Annotated in this window: 17 protein-coding genes; 5 read left to right on the forward strand and 12 right to left on the reverse strand. The window is 60.7% G+C overall.

Annotated elements, in window-relative coordinates; genetic code table 11:
- The 12 genes from MMB74_RS15995 to MMB74_RS16050 all read right to left on the reverse strand — a co-directional run bounded on the left by MMB74_RS15995 (position 1) and on the right by MMB74_RS16050 (position 9,745).
- Positions 1-1,212 carry an AAA family ATPase gene (locus tag MMB74_RS15995; RefSeq protein ID WP_277429632.1) on the reverse strand — a complete coding sequence of 404 codons (1,212 nt, stop codon included), beginning with the start codon at positions 1,210-1,212 and terminating at the stop codon, positions 1-3.
- A 25-nt stretch (positions 1,213-1,237) separates the two neighbouring features.
- The gene (locus MMB74_RS16000; protein WP_277429633.1) at positions 1,238-1,702 is read right to left on the reverse strand and encodes a TadE family protein; all 465 of its coding nucleotides are present in this window, start codon (positions 1,700-1,702) and stop codon (positions 1,238-1,240) included.
- Complete coding sequence (locus tag MMB74_RS16005) at positions 1,699-2,205, reverse strand: TadE/TadG family type IV pilus assembly protein (protein ID WP_277429762.1); 507 nt, start codon at positions 2,203-2,205, stop codon at positions 1,699-1,701. The genes MMB74_RS16000 and MMB74_RS16005 overlap by 4 nt, the downstream gene beginning before the upstream one ends.
- A 41-nt stretch (positions 2,206-2,246) precedes the next feature.
- Positions 2,247-3,497, reverse strand: a complete 1,251-nt coding sequence (locus tag MMB74_RS16010; RefSeq protein WP_277429634.1) for a TadE/TadG family type IV pilus assembly protein — start codon at positions 3,495-3,497, stop codon at positions 2,247-2,249.
- 27 nt (positions 3,498-3,524) lie between these two features.
- Positions 3,525-3,854, reverse strand: coding sequence for a hypothetical protein (locus MMB74_RS16015; RefSeq protein ID WP_277429635.1), 330 nt, complete (start codon positions 3,852-3,854; stop codon positions 3,525-3,527).
- Positions 3,855-3,876: 22 nt separating this feature from the next.
- The gene (locus MMB74_RS16020) at positions 3,877-5,835 is read right to left on the reverse strand and encodes a pilus assembly protein N-terminal domain-containing protein (RefSeq protein WP_277429636.1); all 1,959 of its coding nucleotides are present in this window, start codon (positions 5,833-5,835) and stop codon (positions 3,877-3,879) included.
- A gap of 119 nt (positions 5,836-5,954) precedes the next feature.
- Positions 5,955-6,785: a Flp pilus assembly protein CpaB gene (gene cpaB, locus MMB74_RS16025; protein WP_277429637.1), complete on the reverse strand. Its 831-nt coding sequence runs from the start codon at positions 6,783-6,785 to the stop codon at positions 5,955-5,957.
- A gap of 36 nt (positions 6,786-6,821) precedes the next feature.
- Complete coding sequence (locus tag MMB74_RS16030) at positions 6,822-8,222, reverse strand: ATP-binding protein (protein ID WP_277429638.1); 1,401 nt, start codon at positions 8,220-8,222, stop codon at positions 6,822-6,824.
- 91 nt (positions 8,223-8,313) lie between these two features.
- Entirely contained in the window at positions 8,314-8,853 is a 540-nt protein-coding gene (locus MMB74_RS16035) for a prepilin peptidase (RefSeq protein ID WP_277429639.1), read from the reverse strand.
- Positions 8,854-8,926: 73 nt separating this feature from the next.
- A complete protein-coding gene (locus MMB74_RS16040) occupies positions 8,927-9,157 on the reverse strand; it encodes a Flp family type IVb pilin (protein ID WP_277429640.1) in 231 nt (76 codons plus the stop codon).
- Positions 9,158-9,292: 135 nt separating this feature from the next.
- A complete protein-coding gene (locus MMB74_RS16045) occupies positions 9,293-9,463 on the reverse strand; it encodes a Flp family type IVb pilin (protein WP_277429641.1) in 171 nt (56 codons plus the stop codon).
- A gap of 111 nt (positions 9,464-9,574) precedes the next feature.
- Entirely contained in the window at positions 9,575-9,745 is a 171-nt protein-coding gene (locus tag MMB74_RS16050) for a Flp family type IVb pilin (protein WP_277429642.1), read from the reverse strand.
- Positions 9,746-10,844: 1,099 nt separating this feature from the next.
- Between MMB74_RS16050 and MMB74_RS16055 the strand changes: the two genes are divergently transcribed.
- The 5 genes from MMB74_RS16055 to MMB74_RS16075 are packed head-to-tail and all read left to right on the forward strand — an operon-like array spanning position 10,845 to position 15,818.
- Positions 10,845-12,176 carry a glycosyltransferase family 87 protein gene (locus MMB74_RS16055; RefSeq protein ID WP_277429643.1) on the forward strand — a complete coding sequence of 444 codons (1,332 nt, stop codon included), beginning with the start codon at positions 10,845-10,847 and terminating at the stop codon, positions 12,174-12,176.
- A 1-nt stretch (position 12,177) separates the two neighbouring features.
- On the forward strand, positions 12,178-13,236 hold the full coding sequence (locus MMB74_RS16060; RefSeq protein ID WP_277429644.1) for a glycosyltransferase family 2 protein: 1,059 nt from the start codon (positions 12,178-12,180) through the stop codon (positions 13,234-13,236).
- 17 nt (positions 13,237-13,253) lie between these two features.
- The gene (locus MMB74_RS16065) at positions 13,254-13,991 is read left to right on the forward strand and encodes a class I SAM-dependent methyltransferase (protein WP_277429645.1); all 738 of its coding nucleotides are present in this window, start codon (positions 13,254-13,256) and stop codon (positions 13,989-13,991) included.
- Positions 13,991-14,470, forward strand: a complete 480-nt coding sequence (locus MMB74_RS16070) for a GtrA family protein (protein WP_277429646.1) — start codon at positions 13,991-13,993, stop codon at positions 14,468-14,470. Before MMB74_RS16065 ends, MMB74_RS16070 begins: the two co-directional genes overlap by 1 nt.
- A 55-nt stretch (positions 14,471-14,525) precedes the next feature.
- Complete coding sequence (locus MMB74_RS16075; protein ID WP_277429647.1) at positions 14,526-15,818, forward strand: glycosyltransferase family 87 protein; 1,293 nt, start codon at positions 14,526-14,528, stop codon at positions 15,816-15,818.
- Positions 15,819-16,556: the final 738 nt, after the last annotated feature.

The raw sequence follows: 16,556 nt of genomic DNA on the forward strand, positions 1-16,556 counted from the left end.
TTACATGGAGGTCTTGAGCTTGGGGGCGGCAAGGCGGCTGAACAACCCGGACCGCCGTTCGGCGTTTTCCTTGTGCCCTTGCGAGAGCGCTTGCGTCCCACAGGCGATATCCGCCGCGAATTGCTGCAGACCGCGCGATACGCCGCTCTTGCGGCTGACCTCGAAAACGGGCAGGCCGTGGTTCACCGCCTCCGTGACGACTTCGTTGTCCTCGGGCAGCACGAGGTGAGGCGACATGTCGAGCACTTCCTCGAGGGCCGCCTTTTCGCGCTCCGCGTGGCGCGTATATCGGTTGACCAACAATTTCAGGTGTGAGTAGGGATACCCGAGCGATGTCAGGATCTCCTGGAGACGCCGGCCTGCCCGGGCATACAACATGCCGGGCTGCAACACGACGTGAATTTCGTCGCTGCGATCGAGTGCGACGATCGAAAGCTGATTGATGGACTGCCCGAGATCGAAGATGACGAAATCGTATCGGGGAGCGGCTACCCCGAGCATCCATTCGAGTCGGTCGTTTTGGACATCGGCTGCCTTGACCGGATCGCCTGCGCCTGCGAGCAGGTCGAACGTGTCGCTCACGTGCATGAGGCTCGCATCCAAAAACGCCGAATCCATCCGTTCGATGTTTCCGCACACCTGCGGTAGCGTTGAAGGGGCGCTGTCGTTTGAGAGAAGAAACGATGCGTCGCCATACAGTTGATTGAGATCGACGAGCAGCACGCGCTTTTTCTGAAACGTGGACAGTGCATAGGCGACGTTGCAGGCAATGAACGTGGTCCCCACGCCGCCCTTGCATGACATGAAGGACAAGACGCGAGTCACATGCCCACTCTGCAGCATGCGGCTTTGCTCGACGCGGTGCAGCGCCTCGCACAGCGAATGCTTGTCTAGCGGCCACGCGAGCACGTCGCGAACGCCCGCACGCATCGCTTCGATGAGCGTCTGCTGCGACGTGTCCGGAGTCAGCAGGATGCAGGTCAGCCGCGTCATGCGCTGACATAGACTCGCGATGACAGGTAACTGCGCGTCTTGCAGCGTGACTGCGTCGACGATCAGTACGTCGAATGATTCCAAGCTGTCGCCGCGCTCGGCGAGTTGCGCCGGGGTTCCAACGATGCGCGTCGTCCGGTAGCTGCCGCATTCGCCGATGTGGCGCACGATCTGGGCAAGGCGCGAGGCGTCGCTTGAGATGCTGAGGATATCGATCATGATGTTTCTGCCCGAGCTATCAAGATTATTGACATACGTTGCCGCCTGTCGACGTCGCGAGACTTTCGCGGGGCAACGTGGTGGTGAGGGGCGGCATGGCGAGCGTGATCGGAAGGAACGGGATCATCATCTTCACGCTTACGTTGGTGACGCTGACCGTAACGAACGTGCAGGTGCTGCGCGCCGTGCTCGGGTCAGAGTCGCAGCCGGACGGGGTGTAGCTAAGATTCACGTTCGACGAGGCAAGCAAGGGCAGCAACCCGGTGATCCTGGACTTGATGATCGACGCATCGGCGTCGCACACAGCGGCGGTGCGTGCGCCGAGTCGCACGGCTTCGCTCGCGGTATTCCAGTAGAACAGCGCGCGACCGAATTCGAGAATACCGATCAACAACGTGCAAAACAGTGCGACAACGATCGCAAACTCCACGAGGGCCGCGCCGCGCTGGTTGCGCCTCCGGGAGGCGAAGGATCGCGAATGCGGCTTCATGATTCTTGCCTCATCACGGTGGAGATGTTGCCGAAGATGAGCCCCTGCAGATTGAAGAACGTCTCGATCGGCGTGTACGGGTAGCCTTTGATCTTGACCTCGACGAGGTTGACGCTGCCCGTTGGTGTTCCGCTGGCCGCGCCGTTGTTCGTGTCGTAAGTCGGGACGCCGGCGAATTGCGGGGGATCGGTGGCATCCTGGCATCCGGTGGTGTGGGACGCGTCGCAGACGACGATCATGGAGGTCGTCAAGCCATCGACGAGCGGCGTCGCCGAGCCGCTCGGGCAGGGTGAGCTGCCATACACCGCGAGACACTGGGCATCGGCCACGGGGTAGGCGGGATCTGTCGATAGGTACATCGACAGAAAGCGCGCGGCGTCTCGTGTCGACTTGGTGAGCGCCTCATACTGGTAGAAGGCCCGGCCGAATTCGGCAACGCCCATAGCGAGCAACAGCAGCGGGACTACTACGATGGCAAATTCCACCATCGCTGCGCCGCGCATGCGTTTGAGACTGGTACGGTGGTTTTTCATCATCGCCTCGCTTATTGCACCAACACGGGAACGAGCGGGCCGACCGAAGACCCGTCACCGGGAATGCCCTGCGTGGCGCACGGGACGCTTGCATCGGTCGACTTGCCTTCGTATTCCAGATGGACCGCCGAGGCCGCGCCGCCACTGTCCATCGGATCTAGCATCAGGACGCAGTCCCACCAAGCGATCTGAGCCTGATGGCCGCTCAGCAATTGTGTGCAGTCGACTTCGGGGGCGAGCGCGAGCCGTCGATCGGCGCCAGCTGAATAGGTCGTCCCCGACCACGATCCACTCGTGTTGACGCCTGCTGCTGCGTCCCCCTGATAGGCGGTGAACGTCGAGCGCTTGCTGACGAAATCGCTATAGGCGTTGCTTTGAGCGGGCCAACTCGTGGCCGTATAGGCGAATCCGGTGAAGTCCGGTGTCGCGGTGGCTTGGGAATAGGGGTTCGCATAAATGCCGAATCGCGAGTTCCATGCGCCGGTGTCCGTAACCTTGTTTCCCGGCGAGCCGATACTCGAGCCGATCGCCGGCAGCGCGCAGTAGTTGCCGGTCAACTCTTTCCTGACGGAAACCGCGCTGTTGCTACCGTCGAGGGCTGCCCAGCCGAAATTGCCCGGGCCGTAGGTGGGCGGCGAGCCGGTTTTGGACGCGATCCACTGGCCGCGTGTATAGCTCTGGCCCGCTATTGGCGGACTGACCTGAGTCCCGGCTTTGCAGACGAACACAGGAATGGCGCAGGTGGTTTGAGCGGGGCTGATCGTGGCGACGGCCATTGTTGATACCGACGCGTTGGCAACCGAGTTGCCCGGCAGGACATCGAGCACCTGGGCAAACCAGTTGGAAATGTTCGATAACGAGGTCGTGCACTTCACGTACTTCATGGCCGAAGGATTGGCAACCGAGCCCTTTGGCAGGAACGGATTGGTCAGCGAATCGCTGAACGTCACGTTGCTGTCGGTTGCCAACTGTACCGGGGTGCTCTGAAAAAACACGCGATTGAGGTTGCCGGCGGTGATGCCGGCCGCCTCCGATACCGAGAGGTTGATCGTGGCGCCTGTGAGATCGCGAACTGCCGCGAGCGCGCAGGCGTCCGCACTGTTCTGCAGCTCGCTTCTCACGATGTAGAGCTTGCCGAGGTCGAGCGCGAGCCCGACCACCCCGATCAGCACCGCAAGGGACAGCGCGACGATGACCGCCACCGCGCCGCCTTGAGTGCGTCGAGTCCTTCTTGGTATGCCTGATTGCCATTGGCGACGCATGATGACTTCCCCCCTCGATTGATTGCTTTACTGGCTCCCGCCGCCGCCGCCACCACTGCCACCGCCGTTTCCGACACCGATCACCAACGGCGTGAACGTTGTCGGCGGCGAGTCGAACGACTTCTGGTACTGGCCCATTGCCGAGTTTGCGGCCTTGCCGTCGATGCCCGGTTTCGACGGGTTGCGTGCACCCGCGTCCGGATCGATGACTTGCGCTTGCGTCACGGTTTTGACCGCTTCGCCGAAGTGCGCGTCCCAGATCGGCGAACTCGACATGCAGCCGCTGAGGGCGGCACAGGCCGGGGCCGCGACGATGAAGAGGGCGCGGCGCGCGAAAAGATAACGATTGACTTTCATGAGATTCCCCTTGACGCGAGCGTTACTGCTTGGCTGAACCGTTCGATTCCTTCGACATCGCGAGCTCGCCGCGCTTTTGATCTGCGTCCAGGCGTGCCGCAGTCCGTTCGATGCGATCAATGCGAGCCGCGTCGTCGTCGATTGCTGCCGCATCCGTGGTTGGAGACTGTGTCGCAGGCGCTGACGGTGATGTGTGAGGCGTGGTCGGCCTGCCAGATTCCGAGTGGGGCAGGAGTGCGGCAGTGATGTCGGCAGTCGGTACGGGCTGTGACACGGCCGGTGACGGAACGGGTGTGGACGTTGCCGATTCGGTTTCATTGGGCGCTATCGCCGCGGGCGGTTGCGTCGTCGAACTGGATGGCGGAGTGCTCGGTGGCGTCGAGGTGCCCGCCGGCGCCGCAAGCGACTGCGTCGACGAACTTGCCGGTGCGTTCGACGCGCCCGGTACCGCGGCGGGGGCCATGCGCTGCTTGGCGCCTCGACCTTCCATGTTGCCGGTCGCGTAGATATCCGCCTCGCTCGGTTGCGTGAAGGTGTCGGTCGGCAACGGAAGATTCGGGTTCGCCATGGGTTTGACGAGATGCGGCGTGATGATGAACACGAGCTCGGTACGGTCCTGCTGGAAGTTCGTGCTGCGCAGCAATGCACCGATGACAGGTAACTCGCCCAAACCCGGAAGCGCCTTCAACGTGCCGGTGATGTTGTTGCCGATGAGGCCGCCGATAGCGAACGACTCGCCGTCGTTCATCTGTACCGTCGTCGCCGCCCGGCGCGTCGTGATGAGCGGAAGGACCGCCGTCGCACTCGTGCCCGCCGCGCTCACCGCAACGCCCGTGGGCGACAGCTCCGATACTTCCGGGGCCACCTTCAGGTTGATGCGGCCATTGGCCAGCACCGTCGGCGTGAACTTCAGGCCCACGCCGAACTCCTCTTCTTGCAGCGTGATCGTCGTTCCGCCGTTCGAGTTGCTTTGCGGTACCGGAATGAACACGCGGCCGCCGGCCAGGAACGAGGCTTCCTGACCGCTGACCGTCACGAGGTTCGGCTCGGCGAGAATCTTGGTCAGCTCGTCGGTCTTCTGCGCATCGATTGCTCCCGAGAAGGGCAGCTTGTTCGCCTTGCTGCCCGCGATGACCGTCTGTGCGCCGGTCAGCAAGCTGCTCACCAAGGCGCCGGTCCAGCTTCCGAAGCCGCCCTGAAGGTTGAGCGACGAACCAAGCTGATTGACGACCGTCTTCGCCACTTCGGCAACCTTCACCTCGAGCATGACTTGCTGCGGCGAATCGACTGTCATCATGTTGAGCACGCCCGTCGAGCCGCCCGAGCTCGAAATTTGCTGAGTCGAACTGGCGCCTCCGGCATTCGATGTGCTCGATTGCGATTGCTGGGTGGGCTGTGACGACGCGTAGGCGTTGGCGATTTGCATTGCCTGCTGGGCGGCGGGTGCGCTCGATACATCGCCCGACAGCACCAGGTTGCCCGCCGCGGTCGTGACGCGAATGCCGCGTTCGGCAGGCATCAGTTGCCTGAGCGCATGTTGCAGCCCATCGGCGTCGATACCGACCATGACATCGATCATCTGGCAGGTACCGCTGCGCCCTTGGATGATCATGTTGGTCGTGCCGACGGACATTCCGACGATATACAACGTGCGCGGCGATACCAGCGTCGCCTGTGCAACTACCGGATTGCCGATCGTGCGCGCGAGTGTCGGTTCATCGAGCGAAACGAGGGTCGACTTCCCGACCGGCACGACGACGCTCGTTCCTTCGCGCACTTCGCCCCTGCAATTCGGACCCCGCAGCGGCTGCGTGGCGGCTGATGCGCCCGCCTTTGGGTCCGCGTTGCCCTTGGTCGGCTCTTTGGCGACGACGGGCTGCATGCTCATCACCCCCGCTGCGACGAGAGCCGTCAATACCGCGCTGCCGGTCTTGCAGCGCCGCGGGCCCCCGCCCAAAATCAACCCCGTTCTCGTTTCCATTTTTCGATGCCCCCGGTTACTGATGTCTGTGATACCTGTAATTGGCTAACTGATGCCGCGGTGTTATGTGCTTTTCACGTGCGCACGCCTATCGGTCCTCGCGTGCGCGGCGTTCATCGCTAGAAGCATTCTTCGCTGCCTGTCACCCCGGAAAGCACACCGACGCAGTCGCGCTTCGCGTGAGGGGCCGGGCGTGCTGCGACATAGCGCACGCGTGTCGTCGCAACCGGCGCCGAGGCAGCGACAGGGGCGGGGTGGCCGAGCAGCGTGAGCTTGGTCGCCCCGTTCGTCGCGAGCTGGTCTTTGTCCACTTGGTTGCGCAACACGAGCGATAGGGTGCCGACGCTGCGTGCGAGATCGAGTTTTTCCGCTTGATCCGGCGACACTTGAAGCGTGACCGCGTTGACGACCTTCGGTTGGGTGTCGTCGCGGCTCACCTGCTGCGCGACAGCCAAGACCAGAATCTTTTCGAGCACGATTTTCGAAATGCTCTGCTGGTCGCCTTTCCCGGGCTCTTGCGTGTTCACGATGACGTCGACATAGTTGCCCGGCAAGGCGAAGCCCGCCACGCCCACCACGTCGTTCACTCGAACCGTGATGGCCCGGTCGCCTTTTTCGATCACCGCGGAGAGGCCGCCTTTCGTGCCGATCGGCGCGAGCTTCGTTTCGAGCACGGGCTCTCCTCGAGCGAGGCTCGTGCGGAGCACGCGTCCGTCGAGCGGTTTGACATCGGTGAACGCCCCCGGCGGGACGCTGCCGGTCGGCCAGTTGACGATGCGGATCATGTTGACGTTGAGCGGCTGGCCGAGATTGATGTCATCCCTCGCGACGGCGACGGGTGTGAGTGCACTCGACGAGGTGTGAATCAGCCATCTGGATGCGAATACGACCGCCGCAAGGCCGGTGACCATGGCCACCGCCAGCATGATGAGAGCGCGACTGTTTTTCATGACGAGACTCCTGGTGGATCAAGGGACGAGCGCGGTTCAACGCGCCGCCGTTCGTTTATCGGGTTGCTTCACGGCGGGCGGATGAGGTCCGGTACGCATTCCGACTTCGCCGAAATAGCTCTGCCACGCTTCGAGGAGCCCGTCCTCGGTCACTTCACGCGCTGCCCCGCGATAGTCTGCGGAAGCGGCAAGCAGTTGGATCAGGTCGCGCGGATAGCACGCAAGAAATGGCTTGTTCGTCGCCATGTGCAGGTCGTGCAACAAATAGTCGAACGCCGACTGCCGCATCTTGAAGCCGACCGATGCGCAACATGCATCGAAAACGGCGCGATAGTCGTCGAGTGAAAGCGGGCCGATTTGCAGTTTCGAGCCGAGGCGGCGCAGGAATGCTTCATCTCCGATCTGAGCCGGATCGAGATTGCTCGAAAATACCGGCCAGACGTCGAACGGTGCCGTGAAGCGCGTTCCCGACCGAAGCGTGAAGAGGTCGATGCTGCGATCGAGCGGCATGATCCAGCGATTGAGCAGCTCGTGAGCCGCTACGCGCTGACGCCCGAGGTCGTCGACGATGTATAGGCCCATGTTGGCCTTCAGATGCGGCGGTGCCTGATAGAAGCCTGCGTTGACGTCGTAACGAAGATCGAGCCCTTCGAGCGTCAGTTCGCCCCCGGATATCATGACCGGCCGGCGACATAGCCGCCATCGTTTGTCGCCGATCGCCATTTGCGCTGTCGCAGGCGCGTCGCGATGGACGAGCGGGTCGTAGATCTGCACGATTTCACCGCCGATGAACAGCGCATAGGGGATCGGCACATCGCCGCGCAGCAGTTTGCCGAGCCGCTCGGCGATGAAGGTCTTGCCGCTACCGGCTGGGCCATACATCAGCAGTGGACGTCCAGCATTCAATGACGCCGCCGCGCTGTCCAGCAACTCGCGATTGACGCGCACATCTTCGAATGCGGCATCGACGTCGGCATGCGTGATGCGCTGCCGACGCACCGAATGTTCGCGTACGACCTCCGCGTATTGCTCGAATGCGATGGGAGCGGGGCCACAATAGCTGCAGCGTGCCAACTCTTCGGCGGCGAGCGTGCGGCCCGCGTCGGTGAGGCGTAGCGTCACGTCGATGTCGGTCGCGCCGCGGTGAGTGATCTCCGCGAGATGCTCACGCACCAGGAACGACAGCACGTCTTCGAGTACGGCGATGGGCAGACGATGGCGCTCGGACAAATCGGAGAACGTGGACTTGCCGTTCAGAAACGTGGACTTCAGCACGAGCCGGCCGACGAACGTGGGAGGCAAGCCGGTGTCCTCCAACGTGCGCGGCGCACGCAGCGCGACGGGCGATGTCTCCGCATTACGCGCGCGCAAGACAGGCGGCTCAGGCAGGCGCGTGATTTGCGCCGAGCTGCCCTGTTCGATGTTGTGTCCGTCCATGTCCAACCCCCGATAGTTTTTAGCTGGCCTGAAACCGTGAGAAACGTTGCTCGCCCGGTTCCTTCTCCGAAACGTCCTTTTCTTTCGATCGCTACACCACAGACATGAAGAGCGTGACCAGCGTGCCGGCGGCGATGGCTACGCCGTAGGGCAGGGTTCCGACTGATTTGATGCCTGATGTATCGTTCGATCCGTCTTGTTGCAGCCGCCAGCCTCCATGCGTGATCGACCAGAGGTTCAAGAGAAACTGCTGCATGCGACCTCGAAACAGCGTCCAGACGATCGACCAAACGCCACCAATGACGAAGGCCGTGAGCGCAACGTAGAGGATCATGGCTGGGCCGATCCATGCGCCGATCATCGCGAGCAGCTTGACGTCACCGGCCGCGGTGGCGCGCAGCAGATACAACGGAATCAGCAAGGCGAAACCGGTGAACATGCCCGCGAGCGCATCGCCGACACCCGACACAGGCCCGTGGAGGCACGCCTGAACCACGAATGCGGCAAGCAGGCCCGTCGCAATCACGAGGTTCGGGATGCGACGGCACACGATGTCGGTGCTCGCGGTGACGACGACCAGTCCCACGACGAGAAGCGGGATCGGCTGGGTGGGAAGCGGTACGGTCAACATCGAGAGCCTCGGTCCAGTTGGTTGGCTTGCAGCGGGGCGCCGTGATCGCGCTTTGCTGCATTGGAGCCATTGGTCAAAAATCATTGGCGACGGTGTTGTAGACGGTGTTCAGCTTTGAACCGATCGTGGAAACGGTCGCAACGCAGACGATCGCGATCAGCATGACCATGAACGCGTACTCGACCATCGTTGCGCCGCCGTCCTCGTGGAGAAACGCCTTCGTCACGACAACGGGGCGCGAGCGCCGGAGCGGGCCCACCAGATCCTGCACGATGGGGCGTTTAAAGAAGGCATTTGCATTCACGATTCACTCCTTCGGCAAATTGCCAGTGAGTTCACAATTGTTTGATTCAAACGAACGAACGCTTTTTGAGCTTGTTCGTTCGTCTTGCTAAAGGCCATTTGCCTTCACCCCGATGCATGTATGCATTGCTACCGATCAAAGATCGTTCGCGATCGAGGTGAACATGCCGTTCGCACCGGTACCGATTGCTGTGACGGCCACGATACAAACCACCGCAATCAGGGCGAGCATCAGTGCATACTCGACCATGGTGGCGCCGTCCTCGTCGCGGATGAAGTGCTTTGCCTGGGTGAGAAAGCGTTGCATTTGTACTCTCCTTCCAAAAGAGCTGTAGGGTCTCGGTTAGATGAGAAAGAACAGCTACGTTCTAGAACATGGCGGGCGAAGCGGTTAAACGGCTTCGTCCGCCCAAGCTCGTCAAAGATCGTTCGCGACTTTGTTGAACATGCCATTCGCGCCGGTGCCGATCGCCGTAACGGCCACGATACAGACGACGGCAATGAGGGCGAGCATGAGCGCGTACTCGACCATCGTGGCGCCGTCTTCGTCGCGAAGGAAACGCTTTGCTTGGTTGATGATGGTTTGCATTTTCTAACTCTCCATGAGATACGGAGTGACAAGGCCCTTGCCGGGATTGGCTTCGGGAAGGTACTGCTATAGGTGCTGCGGAAAAAACCTGGGCAATTTGCCTGTCGACGTATGCGTGCGTATAGCGAGATCGCAACTGGTGCGTGAACAGGTAGAGGGGCCAACATCGCGCACACTTGTTCGTGTTGCTCGATGCTGACCAAGGCGTGCTGAAGCTGCAGGCCCTGCGCAATGGCGGGCTACCGCGAGGGCATTGCGGACAATGCGCTTGATGCGTGCGACTCCTCTCGCCGTTGCGACAGGAGATACACCGTGTCGATTCGTGGTCCTCATGCTGATCCCCCCCCGGGTGTTCAGCGCTTTTCTCCGGCATCTGATCCAGACCGATGCCAACTTGTCAGTCGGCGATTCCCCGAGGTCCCTGCCTCGTTCCCGCCATCCAGATGGGTGGCGGGAACAGGAAGGTTCCTCCCCGCGGGTAACGCCCATTTGTGGCTCTTCGGCTCGGTCTTTGTCGAGTGGTTCGAATCACTGGGTCATCACGCCGTCGACTGCGCGGCTACCATCGCAAGGTCTGGACCAACGCCGCCAATCCCTTGATGTTCAAGGCTTCCCGCAAAGCCTACGACCGCGGCTCGCACGATTTGTGGATGAACTGTCTCAGGCCTGCGACAACTTCGAGGCAATTGGAGGCTAGGGCGGGTTTAACTGCGTAGCGCGTGAGTGACTAATTGTTCTCGGGCTGGCTCGATTAACTAGCGCCAAGGTGTATCGACTCGAACTCCCATAATCCTTCGAGCACGTCGCAGGCTGCCCGGAAACGAGATGGACGGAAATGTATCGATGTTGAAACGTGCCCCCGGCGTACCGGCGATTTCCGCCCGAGTAGGCGTGCGTGCGCTACCGCACGTAGCTGTAGCACGAGTCGTATTCCCAACGGGAAAACTCTCTTGAAAGCCCGATTGGTTTCTGCCAACAATGAGCCAGGTGATTCGTGCGTCGGTATTGCGGACGAAATCACGCTATATACGAGAAAGAAGAAAAATCATTACGGACCGGCTCATCGCATTTCGGGTGATGGCCATATAAGGCGAATGATATGTACGGTTTGTGTCGGGGGGCGCGCGGCGCTGGCAACTGCGTGCACGGATGGTTGACGCAGAGTCGGTTGCTGCTCTACAGCTGCACCATGATCGTGATCTATGCGATCGTGCTGGGCGCCTGGGCGTGGTCGACACACGGCTTCGACAGATCGGATGTTGGCCGTCCCGGCGTCGACTTCGCGGTTTTCTGGGTGGCTTCGCACATGATGCTCCACGGTTCGCCGTGGCAAGTGTATAACCACCTCGCTTTGGCGAAGGCCGAAGCGATGTTCCTACCTGGCGTCCAATCGAGCCACTTTCTGCCTTGGCTGTATCCGCCGGCGTTCCTTTTTGTCGTCGCGCCGCTTGCATTGCTTCCACTAGCCGTCTCCTACGTCTTGTTCATCGGTGTCAGTGCGCTATGGTTCACCGGTGCGACGTTGCGCATCTCAGGGCTTGCCCGGACGATCGGGAGACCGCGCCTGGCAGCGCTGTTCGTGGCGGGTTCGCCGAGCGTGTTCGTGGCGGCTCTCGCGGGGCAGAATTCGTTGCTTACGGCGGCGTTCGCCGCGCTCGCCGTGCACTGGGCCGATCGCAAACCTGTGCTGGCCGGCTTTTGCATAGGCTTGCTCGCGATCAAGCCGCAGATGGCGATCGTCTTTCCTTTTGTTTTGATCGCTGCAGGGGCTTGGCGAACGTTCGTGGCCGCTGCGATCAGTGCGTTGTCGATTACCGCGCTCGGCGTGCTTGCCGGCGGCGTGGAGACGGTGCATCTGTTCCTTCTCAACGCCGATATTCAGCGCAGCGTCGTCATCCAGCATTATTTCCATTTTTGGCTTGCGTCACCCACGACGTTCGCTGCGCTGCGCATCAACGGTGCCGGACTCGCGCTCGCGCAGTTTGGGCAGGCATGGGTGGCGATCGCCGCGATAGCGGCGGCATGTCATGTCTGGCGTAGAACAAAAGATACGCGACTGCGTTGTTCGGTTCTGCTCATTTCGGCGTTGATCGCTAATCCTTACGTATGGCACTACGAGCTTACCTGGCTCGGCATCGCGCTGACATGCCTGGTATCGCTGGGGTTCGAGAAAGGGTGGCTGCGGGGCGAGCAGTCGATTCTTGGGCTCGCGTGGTTGTTGCCACTCTATGAGTACTTCAATCCGTATTTGAATCTGCCCCAGATCGGCCCGGTCATCTTGCTGTGCGCGTTGCTGCTTATCCCGCGGCGTATGCGTGCAACAGCCGAGGGGGCATTTTCACGAGCCGAAAACGTGGCCGCCGCGCAGGGCGTGGCTCGTGATGACACATATGGTTTCAATGCAGCGCAGAGTCGGAATAACGGGGGCTAACATGGACGCACCTATCGGCAAACCATTGATTTCGCTAGTGGTGCCGTTTTATAACGAAGTCGAGGCGGTTGACGGGTTCTTTGCCAACATCGTGCCGTTTCTGGAGACGATCGAATCGATAAGGTTCGAGATCGTCTGCATCAATGATGGCAGCATCGACGGCACACTGGACAAGCTCGTGCAAGTTGCGACGAGCGACAAGCGCGTGCGTGTGCTCGATTTCACGCGAAATTTCGGCAAGGAGGCTGCACTGACGGCCGGTATCGAGGAAGCTTCGGGTGACGCCGTGATTCCCATCGACGCCGACTTGCAGGACCCGCCTAGCCTGATTCCGGTCATGATCGAGCATTGGCTGCAAGGGGCGGAGGTCGTCGCAGCGAAAAGAAGTGATCGGGCTTGCGATACGTTTCTGAAACGCACGACAGCCGCGCTCTACTATCGCGTCCATAACGCGCTTTCTGAAATCAAGCTGCCCGAAAACGTCGGGGATTTTCGCCTGATGGACCGTTCAGTCGTCAACGCTTTGCGAAGTCTGCCGGAGCGGCACCGCTTTATGAAGGGGCTGTTCGCATGGGTCGGTTTTCGGACCGTCATCGTCGAATATCAACGTGAGCCCCGCACAGCGGGGAAGTCGAAGTTCTCCGGATGGCGGCTCTGGAATTTTGCCCTCGAAGGGATCACAAGCTTCAGCACGATACCGCTGCGCAGTTGGACGTATATCGGGCTCGCGATGGCGGCGCTCGCCTTTTGCTACGGTGGGACGATTGTCGGGCGCACTATCCTGTTCGGGAACCCCGTGCCTGGATACGCTTCACTGCTTTCGATCATGCTTTTCCTGGGCGGGATCGAACTGGTCGGCATCGGTGTGGTGGGCGAGTATGTCGGACGCATCTATCACGAGACCAAAGAACGCCCGATTTACATCGTGCGGCGGCGCTATCAAGCGAACGACAACGTGCGTGCGTTACCCGTGCGACGCGGCGAGGCCGGCGCGCGCAACGTAACGGCGCTGCACGTCCCACGCAGGCGCGCGATGACGGATGCGCGGATGGGTCGCTAACCTGAAAGGAGAGGGTCATGTCACCGGAAGCCTATTTGGAAATGGCGGATACCGAGCTCGAGCACTGGTGGTTCCGTGGCCGGCGAGACATCCTTTGTTCGATACTCCGCCAGCTCAAGTTAACGCCTCAAACGCGTGTGCTCGAAGTTGGCTCCGGCACGGGTGGAAATCTCGAGCTCCTGGCCGAATTCGGCAGTGTGAGCGGATTGGAGATGGATGCGGACGCGCTCGCCATGAGCGTTGAGCGGACCAGTGGTCGTTTCGACATACGCCGGGGACGCTGTCCCGATGACATTCCATTCCATGACGGAACCTTCGATCTGATTTGTTTCTTGGACTGTCTGGAACACATTTCGGACGACGTGGGCACGCTCAGGCGCATGCATGCGCTGCTGGCACCAGGCGGATCGATTGTACTGACGGTACCGGCCTATCAATGGTTGTGGAGTGCGCACGACGAGTTTCTTCATCATCGTCGCCGCTACGATCGTGCATCGTTGACGAGGTGTGCGCACGCAGCGGGTTATCGCATCGAGCGCATCACCTATTTCAACACGCTGCTCTTTCCGCTTGCGGTGGCGGCCAGATTGTGCGATCGGCTGCTTCGGCGCGGAAGATCGAGTGGAGATGCGGTGCCGGCTGAGCCGTTGAATGCCGTGCTATACGGCATTTTCAAGAGTGAATCGTCCTGGCTCGCGCGTTATGGGCTCCCGTTTGGCGTCTCGCTACTTGCCGTATTGAAGGCCGATTCGTGATGAACAGCCCGAAATGCTTGGCGGAACGGGCTTTGCACACCGCGTTGGGACCGGACCTTACTCGTCTGGCTAAGGCGCTCATCAGATCGTTCTCTCATTCATCGGTGCGGTACGTGCTGGTCGGTTTTTCGAACACGGCAGTCGGCTTCGCAGTAATCTGGGTCGCGCTGCGCTGCTTCGGCCTCGACAATGTCGCTGCCAATGCGGCTGGCTACTCGGTTGCGTTCCTATGGAGCTTTGCGCTCAACCGGAAGTGGACGTTTTATCACAGGGGCGCTGTGGGATCTGCCTTGCTGCGTTACCTGCTGGCAACGCTAGTGGCCTACGGGATGAACCTGCTCGTGGTGGTACTGCTGGAGCGGCGGCTGAGTCAAGGCAGCTTATTCGTACAGATTGACGGAATGCTGACCTACACCGCGGTCGCCTATGCGGGGGCGCGGTATTTTGTGTTCCCGACGAATCGCGCGCTGTCTGGGTAGATCAAGGTCTGAGGCTTAGTGCAAAGACAAACCGCGTCTTGTGACGAGGAACGACATGAGACTACTCTATCGGCCGTGGTTATTTCGGGTTGCGTTGTGCTCGAGCGTCGTTCTCGCCATTGAACTCAGTTTTGCGGCAACTCTGGCGTGGAGCACATTTGCGCGATCCGGGCCGCCGCAAGCGGGATTCGGAATCGACTTTTCCGTGTACTGGAGTGCGGCGGCGGTGGCGCTCAAGCACGGCCCGGCAGCCGTATTCAATCAGGATCTCATGATGGCCGTCGAGCGAACGGTCCGATCCGGAAAACTTTTCGCGGGGACCAGTGGGCCGTGGCTATATCCACCCACATTTCTCATTTTTCTCCTGCCATTTGGGATCGTGCCTTTGAACGTTGCGCTGACCGCCTTCAGCTTGATTGGGACAACCGCCTATCTTCGATCCATGTGGGGAATCGTGCGCCCCGTTGGACCTCTGGCGCTCATTCCGGTGGCGGCGTTTCCCGGTTTTTGGCTTGCGCTCTGTTATGGGCAGAACTCCCTTCTCACGGCGGCTGCGGCCGCGGCTGCTCTCGCATTGATGCCTACGCGACCGATATTGGCTGGCATCTTTGTCGGGCTTCTTGGCGTGAAGCCGCAGCTAGGACTTGTATTCCCACTTGTACTGATCTGCGCGCGGCAGTGGCGCGGCTTCGCATCGGCGGCAGTATGCTCGGTTCTGTTATGGGGTGTTAGCGCGGTCGCGCTCGGCGGTGATATGGTGCCGGCCTGGCTACATACCGCCTCGTGGTTTCGACATACGTGGATCGAGCATAACCCCGAGATATGGCGCGGGATGCCGACGATTTATGCTACTGCGCGAAGAGCGGGTGCGTCTGCGCAGTGGGCATATTGGCTACAAGGAGCGGTCGCAGTCCCCGCTTGCGCAGTGACGGCCTGGCTATGGACGGGGCGTGCAAGGTACGAGCTGAAAGCCGCTGCATTGTGTTGCTGCACGCTACTTGTTCAGCCATATCTGCTCTATTACGATCTCGCTTGGCTCGCGATCCCCGTAGCTTTCTTAGGAGTGGATATGTATCGGCACTCCGCGCGCGGCTTCGAATGGCTGTTGCTCGTCGTTGCTTGGGCGATGCCCTTGCAGTCCGTTGCAGCTACGATGAAGCCAGGGGTGGGGCATTGGACTCCAGGGGTTCTGGCGTTGCTCCTTACCCTGATTGTCTGCCGGCATAAGCAGCAAACCGTGCAGCCGGCCGAGCACGGCAAATCCGATGTATGCGATCGCACCGCGCATACCAGCTACACACCTGCACGTCCGGTTTTGCCCAGCGGGGACGCTCGGCGATCCGGTTGAAACCAGCGGCGTCTACCCCGCACATATATTTCAGCGCCCCTCGGCGCTTCGCTGCCGTCGCTTCATGCGAGCGGCAGCGAAGCCGAAGGAGCCCCTGCAAGTCATGCCTTGCGCCATTTCGTGTCGGCCCTCGCCTGGGTGGTTCTCATGGCTGTCGTACGCTACCTGCGGGCAAGTGTCCATGCAAAGACTATGCCAACCGTTACGGAACGCTTTAGTATCAAAGGGCGAACGTCGCGTCAGGGCGTGCGCCCAACTGTCCGGCGTCCGTGTTGTCGCAGCTTTGCTACAAACCGAGCCGCCGCGGGGCTGGTCGCAAAACCGGCTTATCCGTGAGCGGCGGCGGATTCGCCCCGGCGCCAAGGCAATAACCGCTGTGTCGCCGATGTTGCGAAATCGAATAGGAAGCGGAGTGACTTTTAAATCTATCGAGGGAACCGCTTTGATGGCGATACGGTGCGATGTTTCGTTTATGAAACGTACTTATCCGCGCCAGGCAGATCGAAATGAAGCGACCAGGCAATGCCGCCAAAACGCCTGCACCCCGCCTGTCGCATGGTTGAGACAGCGTGCGCCGGCGCAGGCTGCGAGCCCGCAGCGACGGACTTTTCCCGGAAACGAGCGTCGGCCCACACAAAACGGTAAGAACTACTGCGACTCCGTATTCGGCCCGATGGCGTTTTTTCCTATAGTATTTCGTAAGGTTGGGCGCTATGTTGCATTGCATGAAAGCAAAAA

The sequence above is a fragment of the Trinickia sp. Y13 genome, from assembly GCF_029522115.1.
Classification (GTDB): domain Bacteria; phylum Pseudomonadota; class Gammaproteobacteria; order Burkholderiales; family Burkholderiaceae; genus Trinickia.

What these genes read in the sequence shown, in the direction of transcription:
- MMB74_RS15995 (WP_277429632.1), bottom strand. Translation starts at nt 1,212, where the DNA reads ATGATCGATATCCTCAGCATCTCAAGCGACGCCTCGCGCCTTGCCCAG.
- MMB74_RS16000 (WP_277429633.1), bottom strand. Translation starts at nt 1,702, where the DNA reads ATGAAGCCGCATTCGCGATCCTTCGCCTCCCGGAGGCGCAACCAGCGC.
- MMB74_RS16005 (WP_277429762.1), bottom strand. Translation starts at nt 2,205, where the DNA reads ATGCGCGGCGCAGCGATGGTGGAATTTGCCATCGTAGTAGTCCCGCTG.
- MMB74_RS16010 (WP_277429634.1), bottom strand. Translation starts at nt 3,497, where the DNA reads ATGCGTCGCCAATGGCAATCAGGCATACCAAGAAGGACTCGACGCACT.
- MMB74_RS16015 (WP_277429635.1), bottom strand. Translation starts at nt 3,854, where the DNA reads ATGAAAGTCAATCGTTATCTTTTCGCGCGCCGCGCCCTCTTCATCGTC.
- MMB74_RS16020 (WP_277429636.1), bottom strand. Translation starts at nt 5,835, where the DNA reads ATGGAAACGAGAACGGGGTTGATTTTGGGCGGGGGCCCGCGGCGCTGC.
- cpaB (WP_277429637.1), bottom strand. Translation starts at nt 6,785, where the DNA reads ATGAAAAACAGTCGCGCTCTCATCATGCTGGCGGTGGCCATGGTCACC.
- MMB74_RS16030 (WP_277429638.1), bottom strand. Translation starts at nt 8,222, where the DNA reads ATGGACGGACACAACATCGAACAGGGCAGCTCGGCGCAAATCACGCGC.
- MMB74_RS16035 (WP_277429639.1), bottom strand. Translation starts at nt 8,853, where the DNA reads ATGTTGACCGTACCGCTTCCCACCCAGCCGATCCCGCTTCTCGTCGTG.
- MMB74_RS16045 (WP_277429641.1), bottom strand. Translation starts at nt 9,463, where the DNA reads ATGCAACGCTTTCTCACCCAGGCAAAGCACTTCATCCGCGACGAGGAC.
- MMB74_RS16050 (WP_277429642.1), bottom strand. Translation starts at nt 9,745, where the DNA reads ATGCAAACCATCATCAACCAAGCAAAGCGTTTCCTTCGCGACGAAGAC.
- MMB74_RS16055 (WP_277429643.1), top strand. Translation starts at nt 10,845, where the DNA reads ATGTACGGTTTGTGTCGGGGGGCGCGCGGCGCTGGCAACTGCGTGCAC.
- MMB74_RS16060 (WP_277429644.1), top strand. Translation starts at nt 12,178, where the DNA reads ATGGACGCACCTATCGGCAAACCATTGATTTCGCTAGTGGTGCCGTTT.
- MMB74_RS16065 (WP_277429645.1), top strand. Translation starts at nt 13,254, where the DNA reads ATGTCACCGGAAGCCTATTTGGAAATGGCGGATACCGAGCTCGAGCAC.
- MMB74_RS16070 (WP_277429646.1), top strand. Translation starts at nt 13,991, where the DNA reads ATGAACAGCCCGAAATGCTTGGCGGAACGGGCTTTGCACACCGCGTTG.
- MMB74_RS16075 (WP_277429647.1), top strand. Translation starts at nt 14,526, where the DNA reads ATGAGACTACTCTATCGGCCGTGGTTATTTCGGGTTGCGTTGTGCTCG.